The following is a 10,887-nucleotide window of genomic DNA, read 5'->3' as shown; positions in this document are numbered from 1 at the left end:
GACGCCTGGCGCCGGGGCGATGACCAGGCCGCCTTGCACGTGGCAGAGCGCGACCTTGGCCTGGCGGCCGATGAGCCGCACACGTTGTTGGTGCGGGTGCAGGGCAACTTGCTGTGGCAGGTGTACCAGGGCTTCTTCGCCGTGATCTTCTGGTATTTCGTGCTGGGGCCGGGGGCAGCGTTGGCGTATCGGTTACTGGCGCTGTGCGCTGGTCGCAGCGGGCAAGCGGTGCTGAAGGCGCGCGCCGAGCAGTTGCGGCACATCATGGACTGGCTGCCGGTGCGCGTGCTGGCGTTGAGCTTTGCCTTGGTGGGCAATTTCCTGGCGGTGACGCGGGTGATGCTGCACGAGGTGCTCAACTGGCACATCAGCGCCGCACACCTGGTGGCCCGGGTCGGGCGCGTTGCCGACGACATTCCCGACGATGAAGACAGCCAGCGTGGGTTGGGGCGCCTGGACAGCCTGTGGGAGCTGCTGCTGCGCTGTGGGGTGTTGTGGTATGCCGCGTTCGCGCTGTGGACGGTGCTGGCCTGAAATCAGGCGGGCGCAGCGCGGCTACCAGCCGAACAGCTCACACGCGTTGCGGGTACTCGCTGCAGCCAGCTCGCCGGCCTCGACACCCATCACTTGTGCCAGCGCACCGGCTATCTCGGGCAGATGCTCCGGGCTGTTCCTCACCCCTGGGAACATGGCCGGCGCCATGTCTGGCGCATCGGTCTCCAGCACCACGCTGTCCAGCGGCAGGCGCGCCCGGGGGGGGGGCGCGCCGGGGTCTTGCCCAGCCGCAATGCCTGCGGCCAGGTCGCTGCACCGCCCAGCCCCAGCCGAAAGCCCAGCTTGATGTACTCGCGGGCCTCTTCATAACTGCCGGCAAAGGCATGCACCACCCCCGCTCGTGCCGGTTTGTAGCGCTTGAGCGTGGCAATTACCTGGGCATGGCTGCGGCGCACGTGCAACAGCGCCGGCAGCTGGAAATCACACGCCATCTGCAGTTGTGCTTCGAACAACGCCTGTTGGCGGGCCTTGTCCAGGTGTTCGAGGTAATAGTCCAGGCCAAATTCGCCCACTGCACACAGCCGTGGGTCACCGCGCAGGCGCTCCAGCCACTCGCGCAATTGCTGCAGGTGCTCGGGCCGATGCTGTTCCAGGTAGACCGGGTGCAGGCCCAGCGCGGCGTACAGGCCTGGTTCGGCGCCGGCCAGCGCCCACACCCGCTGGAAGTTCGCCTGGTAAACCCCGAGCACGACCATTCGCTCCACCCCGCGCGCCGCTGCGTTGGCCAGCAGGCGCGCGCGGTCGGCGTCGAAGTCGGGGAAGTCCAAGTGGGTGTGGGTGTCGATCAGGCGCATGTTCAGCCTGCGGCGATACGTTGTTTGAACGTACGGCCTATGGCATGCACGCCAGGTTCGTAGCGCTTTTCCTCGATGGCGGCCAGCGCCAGTTCCAGCGCAGTGGCGGCGATCAGGCCGTGCTGCTGGGCCATGGCATTGACCGGCAGTGGCAGGAAGTCCAGCAACTGGTTGTCGCCAAACGTGCCCAACTGCAGCTGCCGGGAGCCGGCGGGGCGCGCCTGCAGTGTGTCGAATACCCCTTGCAGCAGCACATACGAGGTGGTCACCAGGGCATCGGGCAGGCCCCCCAGGTCGTCGATCAGTTGCTGCATCAGGCGCTGGCCGCATGCCCGGCTGAAGGCTTCGCCCTGGTAGCGGCGCACGTCACCGGCATAGCCTTGCAGCGCTTCATCGAAACCACCTGCACGGGCCTGGCTGACCGACAGCTCCTGGCGGGCGCCGAGCAAGGCAATGCTGCGTGGCGCGGCGCGCAGCAGGCTGGCGGCCAGCTGGCGGCTGGCGTCGCGGTCGTCGCTGATCACCGAACAGAAATGCGCAGGGTTCAGGCGGCGGTCGATGGCGATCACCGGCAGGCCTTTGTTCTGCAGTTCGCGGTAGCTGTCATCTTCGGCTGGCAGGCAACTGGCAACGAACAGCGCATCGCAACGACGGGCGCGGAACAGTTGCTGCAACTGGCGTTCGCTTTCGGGTTGGTCATCGCTGCTGGCGATCAGCAACTGGTACCCGCGGGCGCGGGCGCCCTGTTCCAGTTGCTTGGCAATGCGCGCGTAGCTGGGGTTCTCCAGATCCGGGAGAATGAACCCCAGGGTACGGGTATGCCGGCTGCGCAGGCCAGCAGCCTGTGGGTTGGGGGTGAAGCCGTGGGCCTCGACCACCGCGCGCACCCTGTCGACCGTGCTGCTGCTGATGCGTTGCTGTTCAGCCTTGCCATTGATGACGTAGCTGGCGGTGGTCACGGACACACCGGCCAGACGGGCGATATCGCTGAGTTTCACCGAATTTTCCTTGTTGTTACCGGGGCTGGCGGGCAGGCCGGGCCGGCTAGTTTGACCGCCTACCGGCCATCCGCGCAGACGACTATTGTCGCAATTGTCCGACAAGATGGGGCTTTTTCCTTGGCAGATTATCGAGTAACGTGGCCGCCTGGTCAGATTAAACGTTTCAGCTGCCGATTTTCTGCCTCGGCCGAGAAAGCTGCAAGCGTTAGGCTGGCAGCCCCAAGCTGCAAATTTCAACTTGCAAGCTATAAGAAAAAGCGTGTCGGTGCACTGCCCGCTTTCGCTTGCAACGCGCAGCTCGAGGCCTGCAGCCCGCCGCTGGCCGTTACGTGAATTTCACAACAATACTCCAGTACCCCAACGGGAACTGCATAAGGAGAAGGTCATGCTCGAGCTCGCCAAGGAGCAGATAGCCATGGGTCAGACGGCAGCCGACAAGGCTGAGGCCTTGCGCCTGCTGGCCGACCGGCTGGTTACCGATGGCCTGGTTGCCGACGGGTACTTGCAAGGGCTGCAAGCCCGTGAGGCGCAAGGCTCTACCTTCCTTGGCCAGGGCATCGCCATTCCCCATGGTACGCCGCAAACCCGTGACCTGGTGTATGCCACCGGCGTACGCCTGTTGCAGTTCCCTGAAGGGGTGGACTGGGGTGATGGGCAGATGGTCTACCTGGCCATTGGCATCGCTGCGCGTTCCGATGAACACCTGCGCCTGCTGCAACTGCTGACCCGTGCGCTGGGCGAAACCGACTTGGCCGAAGCGCTGCGCCGGGCCAGCTCGGCCGAGGCGTTGCTCAAGCTGCTGCAAGGCGCGCCGCAAGCGCTGGCCCTGGATGCGCAACTGGTCGGCCTGAACCTGCCGGCCGAGGACTTCGACGAACTGGCCTGGCGTGGGGCCCGGCTGTTGCAGCGCGCCGACTGCGTCGACAGCGGTTTTGCCGCCGTGCTGCAGCAGGCCGAGCCGCTGCCGCTGGGCGAAGGCCTGTGGTGGCTGCACAGCGAGCGCCAGGTGCGCCAGCCAGGCCTGGCCTTCGTCACCCCGCAACAGCCGCTGCGCTACCGTGCCCAGCCGCTCAATGGCCTGTTTTGCCTGGCCAGCCTCGGCGCGGCCCACCAGGCCTTGCTGGAGCGGCTGTGCGAAGTGCTGATCGAAGGCCGCGGGCAGACGCTCTACCAGGCCACCAGTAGCCGTGCGGTGCTGGAGGTTCTGGGAGGCGAGGCGCTGCCAGACTGGCCCTGCGCCCGCGTGGTGCTGGCCAACCCGCATGGGCTGCATGCCCGCCCTGCCAAAGTGCTAGCGCAACTGGCCAAAGCCTTTGAAGGGGACATCCGCGTGCGCCTGGCCGACAGCGCCCAGCCAGCGGTGTCGGTGAAGAGCCTGAGCAAGCTGCTCAGCCTGGGCGCCCGCCGTGGCCAGGTGCTGGAATTGCTGGCCGAACCCGCGGTTGCCGCCGATGCCTTGCCAGCACTGCTGGCCGCCATCGAGCAGGGCCTGGGCGAGGAAGTCGAGCCGCTGCCACAGGGCACCAGCGCTGAACCGGAGGCCGCGCCCGAGGTGGTACAAGCGCCACCGGCCGGGAGCCGCATTCAAGGCGTGGGCGCCGCCCCAGGCATCGCCAGCGGCCCCGCGCACGTGTGTGTCGAGCGCGAGTTCGACTACCCCCTGCGTGGCGAGTCGTGCACGCAGGAGCGGCAGAAGCTGCGCGACGCCCTGGCGGTCGTGAGCAGTGAACTGCAGGCGCTGGTGCAGCGCAGCGACAAAGCCATTGGCGAGATTTTCGTCACCCACCAGGAGATGCTTGCCGACCCTGCCCTGACCGACGATGTCGAACAGCGCCTGGCCCAAGGCGAGAGCGCCGCCGCCGCGTGGATGGCGGTGATCGAGGCCGCGGCCCGCCAGCAGGAGGCCTTGCATGATGCCTTGCTGGCCGAGCGCGCCGCCGACCTGCGTGACGTGGGCCGTCGCGTGCTGGCGCAGTTGTGCGGGGTGCAGGCGCAAGTGGAACCCGAGCAGCCCTACGTGCTGGTCATGACCGAAGTGGGTCCCTCCGATGTCGCCCGGCTGGACCCGAGCCGGGTGGCCGGTATCGTCACCGCCCAGGGCGGCGCGACCGCGCACAGCGCCATCGTCGCCCGGGCCCTGGGTATCCCCGCCGTGGTTGGCGCAGGGGCCGCGATACTGCTGCTGCAAAGCGGTACACCGCTGCTGCTCGATGGCCAGCGCGGTACGGTCAGCGTGGCGCCGCCGGCTGATGAACTGCAACGCGCGCTGGCCGAGCGCGACCAGCGCGAGCAGCGTTTGCAGGCTGCCTGGGCCAGCCGTTTCGAGCCCGCGGTTACCCGTGATGGGCATGCAGTCGAGGTGTTTGCCAACATCGGCGAAAGCACTGGCATCGCCAAGGTGGTGGACCAAGGTGCCGAGGGCGTGGGCCTGCTGCGCACCGAGCTGATTTTCATGGCGCACCCTCAAGCGCCGGACGTGGCTACCCAGGAGGCCGAGTACCGCCGTGTGCTCGATGGCCTGGACGGGCGGCCGCTGGTAGTGCGTACCCTGGATGTCGGCGGTGACAAACCGTTGCCGTACTGGCCGATTGCCGCCGAAGAAAACCCGTTCCTTGGCGTGCGCGGCGTGCGCTTGACCCTGCAGCGCCCGCACGTCATGGAAGACCAGTTGCGCGCGTTGCTGCGGGCCGCCGACCAGCGGCCGCTGCGTATCATGTTCCCCATGGTCGGCCAGGTGCACGAATGGCGTGAGGCGCGGGCCATGGTCGAGCGTTTGCGTGCCGAAATCCCGGTCGCCGACCTGCAACTGGGCATCATGGTCGAGGTCCCCTCGGCAGCCCTGCTGGCGCCACAGCTGGCCCGCGAAGTGGACTTTTTCAGCATCGGCACCAACGACCTGACGCAGTACACCCTGGCCATCGACCGTGGCCACCCAAGCCTCTCAGCCCAGGCCGACGGCCTGCACCCGGCGGTGCTCAGCCTGATCGACATGACGGTGCGTGCCGCCCATGCCCATGGCAAATGGGTAGGTGTGTGCGGTGAGCTGGCGGCCGACCCGCAAGCGGTCGCCGTGTTGCTGGGCCTGGACGTGGATGAACTCAGCGTCGCCGCGCGCAGCATTGCCGAAGTCAAGGCCCTGGTCCGCCAGGCCGATCACCAAACGGCCCGCGCCCTGGCGCGCGAGGCCCTGCAACAGGACAGCGCGGCAGCGGTACGCGCGCTGGTGGAGCGTTACTGAATGGCCAAGATCCTCACCCTTACCCTGAACCCGGCGCTGGATCTCACCATCGGCCTGGGCACCTTGCGCCCAGGGCAAGTCAACCGCAGCCAGGCGCAGCACAGCCACGCCGCCGGCAAGGGGCTGAATGTCGCCCAGGTGCTGGCCGACCTGGGGCACAGCGTAACCGTGGGCGGCTTCCTCGGGGGTGACAACCTGCAACCGTTCGAGGCGCTGATCGAAACCCGCGGCTTCGCCGACTGCTTTGTCCGCGTGGCGGGTGAAACCCGCAGCAACATAAAGCTGGTCGAAGCCGATGGCCGCGTGACCGACATCAACGGCCAAGGCCCGCTGGTGGACCAGGCGGCGCGCGATGCCTTGCTCAGCCGCCTGGCCCAGGTCGCGCCAGGCCACGATGCGGTGGTGGTGGCCGGCAGCCTGCCGCGTGGGGTCAGCGCCGAGTGGTTCCAACAATTGCTCGAACAGCTCAAGGCCCAAGGCCTCAAGGTGGCCCTGGACAGCAGCGGTGAAGCTTTGCGGGCCGGTTTGCAAAGCGCGCCGTGGCTGGTCAAGCCCAATACCGAAGAACTGGGCGAAGTGCTCGGCGAGGCAGTGGTTACCCAGGCCCAGCAAGGCGCCGCTGCCGAGCGCCTGTTGGCCAGCGGCATCGAACACGTGGTGGTATCGGCGGGTGAGCAGGGGGTCAGCTGGTACATGCGCGACCGCGTGCTGCACGCAGTCCCGCCCACGGTGCGGGTCGCCAGCACGGTGGGGGCAGGGGATTCCCTGGTCGCCGGCATGGTGCATGGCCTGCTGCAGGGCGAAGCGCCCGCGCAGACCCTGTCCCGGGCCACCGCCATCGCCGCCCAGGCCGTTACCCAGGTTGGCTTCGGCATCTGCGACCGTGAGCAACTGGCTCGGCTGCAGGCGGCCGTGCAACTGACAGAACAACAAGAGGGTTGCCGATGAACATTGCCATTGTCACCGCCTGCCCTAATGGCCAGGTGTCGAGTTTGCTGAGTGCCCGCTTGCTGTCTGCCGCAGCCCAGCGGCGCGGTTGGAGCACCAGTGTCGAGGTGCAGGATGCCGAACACCCCGAGCGGCAACTGAGCGCGACGCAAATCGCCGAGGCCGACTGGGTGCTGGTGGTCAGCACCGGCCCGGTTGACCTGTCCCGCTTCGTCGGCAAGCGCCTGTTCCAGAGCACGCCGTCGCAGGCCCTGGCCGACCGCGAAGGTTTCCTCGATGAGGCGGCGGCCAACGCCCGCTTGCTGACGGATGTGCCAGGCAAGCCGGCGCTGGAAGAGCGTTCTGCCGGCGTTAAGATTGTTGCCGTCACAGCCTGCCCGACCGGTGTGGCTCACACCTTCATGGCCGCGGAGGCTTTGCAGCAGGCAGCGCAACAAGTGGGCTACCAGCTCACCGTGGAAACCCAGGGCTCGGTCGGCGCACGCAACCCGTTGTCTGCCGAAGCCATCGCCCAGGCCGATGTGGTGCTGTTGGCCGCCGACATTGAGGTGCCCACCGCCCGCTTTGCCGGCAAACGTATTTACCGCTGTGGTACCGGGGTCGCCCTCAAGCAGGCGCGGGCCACGCTGGACAAGGCCTTGGCCGAAGGCAAGGTGGAAAACAGCGCCGATGCCGCGGCGGCCGCGCCCGCCAAGGGTGAAAAGACCGGGGTGTACAAGCACCTGCTGACTGGCGTGTCGTTCATGCTGCCGATGGTGGTGGCGGGCGGCCTGCTGATCGCGCTGTCATTCGTGTTCGGCATCGAGGCCTACAAGGAGCCCGGCACCTTGCCGGCGGCGCTGATGCAGATTGGTGGCGAAGCGGCCTTCAAACTGATGGTGCCACTGCTGGCGGGCTATATTGCCTGGTCTATCGCCGACCGCCCCGGGTTGGCGCCGGGCATGATCGGTGGCCTGCTGGCGAGCACCCTGGGTGCCGGCTTCATTGGCGGCATCGTGGCCGGTTTCCTGGCGGGCTACAGCGCCAAGGCCATCGCCCGCTGGGCTCGTTTGCCCAGCAGCCTGGAGGCGCTCAAGCCGATCCTGATCATCCCGTTGCTGGCGAGCCTGTTCACCGGCCTGGTGATGATCTACGTGGTCGGCCAGCCGGTTGCAGCCATGCTGGAAGGCCTTACCCGCTTCCTGGACAGCATGGGCACCACCAACGCCATTCTGCTGGGGCTTTTGCTGGGCGGCATGATGTGTGTCGACCTTGGCGGGCCGATCAACAAGGCCGCCTATGCGTTCTCGGTGGGGCTGCTGGCCTCGTCGAGCTACGCCCCCATGGCCGCGACCATGGCGGCGGGCATGGTGCCGCCGATCGGCCTGGGTATCGCCACCTTCATTGCCCGGCGCAAGTTCGCGCAAAGCGAGCGCGAGGCCGGTAAGGCGGCCCTGGCGTTGGGGCTGTGCTTCATCTCGGAAGGGGCGATCCCGTTTGCTGCCAAAGACCCGCTGCGGGTTATTCCGGCCAGTGTCGCCGGTGGTGCGTTGACCGGGGCATTGTCGATGTACTTCGGCTGCAAGCTGATGGCCCCGCATGGCGGCTTGTTCGTGCTGCTGATCCCTAATGCGATCAACCACGCGCTGCTGTACCTGTTGGCGATCGTCGCGGGCAGTTTGCTCACGGCGGTGGTCTATGCCGTGATCAAGAAGAGTGAGCGGGTAGAGCTGGCTGTGGCGCCCGTTAAAGGCTAGCGGTTTGTATAGGCAGTACTGGCCTCTTCGCGGGTAAGCCCGCTCCTACAGGAATTTCGCAGGCTTGCAGAGTGCGCGGGCCACCTGAGGGAGCGGGTTCACCCGTGCTTCTGCCGCAATGGCTTTAGCAGATCACCCAGGCCGTTATGGTCGATCTCATGCATCAACGCCAGCAACCCCCCCAGTTCCCCCGTAGGGAAACCCTTGCGTGCGAACCAGGCCAGGTAGTCTCCCGGCAAGTCGGCAATGCATCGCCCCTGGTATTTGCCGAAGGGCATCGTGCGGGTCACCAACAGTTCCAGGGTTTCGGGTTTCATCAGAAGAGACCGGGTTATGACGAAGCGCCGAACATACTGCAATCTGCACGAGCGCCCAAGCGGTAATCATGCAGAACACCGGTATCCGGCTTTTTTGGTTGTTATCTAAGCTGTTGATATTAAAGAATATTCAAGATCATTCCAGGTTGGCACGAACACTGCTCCTATCCAGATGACTATCACCTGCCAAGGAGCTTTACCATGAGCAACCCGAACAAAGACGTGATCGATGTACTGAACGACCTGATCGAGTACAGCAAGGACGGCGAGAAAGGTTTTCGTGAGTCGGCCGATGATGTCAAGAACCCGGAGCTGAAATCGTTCTTCGCCCAGCGCGCCGGCGAATGCGCCAATGCGGCCGGTGAACTGCAAAGCGAAGTGCGCCGCCTGGGTGGCGACCCGGAAACCTCTACCAGCTTCAGTGGCGATCTGCATCGCGGCTGGGTCAACCTTAAGTCGATGGTCACCGGCAAGGATGAAGAAGCAGTGCTCAACGAAGTGGAGCGCGGCGAGGACCATGCCCTGAAGGCTTATAAGGAAGCCCGTGAGAAGCTGGTTAAACTGGGCCGCACTGCCTCAGACACTACCTATGCCCTGGTGGAGAAGCAACTGCAAGGCGTGCAGCGTAATCACGACCAGGTGAAAGCACTGCGCAACGCTGCTCGCGCCCGCTCTTAAGCCTCTGGGCCCTCTACCCGGTTACGGCCTTTGGCCTTGGCTCGGTAGAGGGCCTCGTCCGCGGCACCCAGCAACCTGGCCAGGTCGTACTGGGTGCCGGACAAACCGATGCCGATGCTGACCGTGACCCCACGGGCATCATCGGCAAACGGTGCCAGCCCCTCTACGCTCAGGCGGATGCGTTCAGCCATCAGTTGAGCACCTGCCAGGTCGGTTTCCGGCAGTACTACCTGAAATTCCTCCCCACCATAGCGCGCAGCCAGGTCTGCAGGGCGCCTCAGGCATGCCTCGATGGCCTTGGCCACCTCGCGCAGGGCATGGTCGCCACCGGCATGACCATGGCGCTGGTTGAATGCCTTGAAATGGTCGACATCCACCATCAGCAACGCCAACGGCATGTGATTGCGCTGCGCCCGCGCCCACTCCTGCCGCAATACCTGGTCTAGCCGCCGGCGGTTTGCCAGGCCGGTGAGGCTGTCGGTAGCTGCCAGTGTCGCCAAGCCCTGTTCGGCTTCGTGGCGGCGGCGCAATTCCCGGCCCAGCAGCAAGGTGAGCCACAGGATGCCGATGCACAATACGCCCGTGGCGACACTGACCACCGTGGCGGTACGGCGCCACGACTGGAACACCTCGTCAGCTGAATGCTGCACCAGCACGATCAGCGGTAATTGCGCTACCCGGGCGAAGGTGAACATGCGTGGCTGGCCGTTACTAGTCGCGGGGGCGGTGAAACTCCCGTGCTGCTCGCGGAGAATGCGTTTGAAATTCGGCCGAGTGGCAAAATTGGTACCGATCTCAAGCGTTTCCGGGCGCGAGGTTTGCCGGGCGAGCAATTGCCCATCCGTGTTCAGCAGGCTGATGCTGCTGTCATCGCCGATGTCCAGGCGCCGGAACAGGTCGTTGAAGTACGACAGGCGCAGCGCCCCGGCGGCGACCCCGGCAAACTCGCCTTGCGGCCCGGAAATACGCCGGCTGAAGCTGATGCACCAGTCCAGGTCACCCAGTTTGGCCTTGAATGGCGGGCCCACCAGCAGCCCCAGGTGAGCATTGTGCTGGTGCGCCCTGAAGACCCCGGTATCGCCAAAGTTGGCCTGGCGCGGCACGCTGCTGGTGGAGTCACCGACCACGTTGCCTTGCTTGTCCAGCCAAAGCACGTCACCGCGTTGGCGGTCGACGAACGCCTCGTTGAACAGCAGACGCTGGCGCAACGGGCCGGGAATTTCCGGAAGCTCCTTGCGCCCAACGGCCCAGATCAACCCTTTGAGCGATTGGTCGTAGAGCTCGGCATTGCGCAGGATGTCGCTTTCGATCAGTTGCACGATGTTGTTGGCTGAACGCACGGCCGACTGCTCGACGCTGTCCCGCTCGCGGGCCAGCAGGTAGCTGACGATCGTCACGATAGCGAGCACGGCGAAGCAACTGCCCAAATTGAGGGTCAGCTCGGGGTGCGACCTGTAAAATGCTCGAGGCGGGGATTGGGTGGGCATGGTCGCTACTGCAGGGGCAGGGCCATTCGCGGCGGCGGTATTCTAGGGAAGCATGGATTGTCGGACAAGATTTGTCCGACGGAATCACGCTGTACTGCATGTTGGATTTACGCTGAACCCTGTGGGAGCGGGC

At 65.6% G+C, this 10,887-nt stretch carries 8 protein-coding genes and 1 pseudogene; 5 read left to right on the top strand and 4 right to left on the bottom strand.

Going from position 1 to position 10,887, the window contains the following annotated elements; translation table 11 throughout:
• Positions 1–534, top strand: a 534-nt coding sequence (gene ampE / locus G1E_RS30015; protein ID WP_256220465.1) for a regulatory signaling modulator protein AmpE, incomplete at its 5' end; no start/stop codon positions are given.
• Positions 535–555: 21 nt separating this feature from the next.
• On the opposite strand, the pseudogene G1E_RS26700 reads toward ampE, so the two are convergent.
• Both G1E_RS26700 and cra read right to left on the bottom strand, forming a co-directional pair.
• Positions 556–1,349: pseudogene (locus G1E_RS26700) on the bottom strand (TatD family hydrolase).
• Between the two features lie 2 nt (positions 1,350–1,351).
• Complete coding sequence (cra, locus tag G1E_RS26695) at positions 1,352–2,347, bottom strand: catabolite repressor/activator (protein ID WP_009682707.1); 996 nt, start codon at positions 2,345–2,347, stop codon at positions 1,352–1,354.
• 388 nt (positions 2,348–2,735) lie between these two features.
• Between cra and ptsP the strand changes: the two genes are divergently transcribed.
• Genes ptsP through G1E_RS26680 form a run of 3 tightly spaced genes read left to right on the top strand, consistent with a single transcriptional unit; the run spans position 2,736 to position 8,272 of the window.
• Positions 2,736–5,588 carry a phosphoenolpyruvate--protein phosphotransferase gene (gene ptsP / locus G1E_RS26690; protein ID WP_047150282.1) on the top strand — a complete coding sequence of 951 codons (2,853 nt, stop codon included), beginning with the start codon at positions 2,736–2,738 and terminating at the stop codon, positions 5,586–5,588.
• A complete protein-coding gene (pfkB, locus tag G1E_RS26685) occupies positions 5,589–6,536 on the top strand; it encodes a 1-phosphofructokinase (protein ID WP_009682709.1) in 948 nt (315 codons plus the stop codon).
• Positions 6,533–8,272 carry a PTS fructose-like transporter subunit IIB gene (locus tag G1E_RS26680; protein WP_009682710.1) on the top strand — a complete coding sequence of 580 codons (1,740 nt, stop codon included), beginning with the start codon at positions 6,533–6,535 and terminating at the stop codon, positions 8,270–8,272. Before pfkB ends, G1E_RS26680 begins: the two co-directional genes overlap by 4 nt.
• Positions 8,273–8,370: 98 nt before the next feature.
• Here the strand turns inward: G1E_RS26680 and G1E_RS26675 are convergent, their stop codons facing one another.
• Positions 8,371–8,589, bottom strand: coding sequence for a DUF3820 family protein (locus tag G1E_RS26675; protein WP_009682711.1), 219 nt, complete (start codon positions 8,587–8,589; stop codon positions 8,371–8,373).
• Positions 8,590–8,790: 201 nt separating this feature from the next.
• On the opposite strand from G1E_RS26675, the gene G1E_RS26670 reads away from it, so the two are divergent.
• A complete protein-coding gene (locus tag G1E_RS26670; RefSeq protein WP_009682712.1) occupies positions 8,791–9,267 on the top strand; it encodes a PA2169 family four-helix-bundle protein in 477 nt (158 codons plus the stop codon).
• Here G1E_RS26670 and G1E_RS26665 read toward each other — a convergent pair.
• On the bottom strand, positions 9,264–10,754 hold the full coding sequence (locus G1E_RS26665; protein WP_009682713.1) for a sensor domain-containing diguanylate cyclase: 1,491 nt from the start codon (positions 10,752–10,754) through the stop codon (positions 9,264–9,266). The two genes, G1E_RS26670 and G1E_RS26665, sit on opposite strands and share 4 nt — an antisense overlap.
• Positions 10,755–10,887: the final 133 nt, after the last annotated feature.

This window comes from Pseudomonas sp. TJI-51 (assembly GCF_000190455.2).
GTDB classification, from domain to species: Bacteria; Pseudomonadota; Gammaproteobacteria; order Pseudomonadales; family Pseudomonadaceae; genus Aquipseudomonas; species Aquipseudomonas juntendi.
Note: the sequence above shows the minus strand (reverse complement) of the source record. Positions and strands in the feature narration are given on the sequence as shown.

Bases quoted from the DNA above. Each gene is read 5' to 3' on its own strand.
- ptsP (WP_047150282.1), top strand. From the start codon at position 2,736: ATGCTCGAGCTCGCCAAGGAGCAGATAGCCATGGGTCAGACGGCAGCC.
- G1E_RS26680 (WP_009682710.1), top strand. From the start codon at position 6,533: ATGAACATTGCCATTGTCACCGCCTGCCCTAATGGCCAGGTGTCGAGT.
- G1E_RS26665 (WP_009682713.1), bottom strand. From the start codon at position 10,754: ATGCCCACCCAATCCCCGCCTCGAGCATTTTACAGGTCGCACCCCGAG.
- pfkB (WP_009682709.1), top strand. From the start codon at position 5,589: ATGGCCAAGATCCTCACCCTTACCCTGAACCCGGCGCTGGATCTCACC.
- G1E_RS26670 (WP_009682712.1), top strand. From the start codon at position 8,791: ATGAGCAACCCGAACAAAGACGTGATCGATGTACTGAACGACCTGATC.
- G1E_RS26675 (WP_009682711.1), bottom strand. From the start codon at position 8,589: ATGAAACCCGAAACCCTGGAACTGTTGGTGACCCGCACGATGCCCTTC.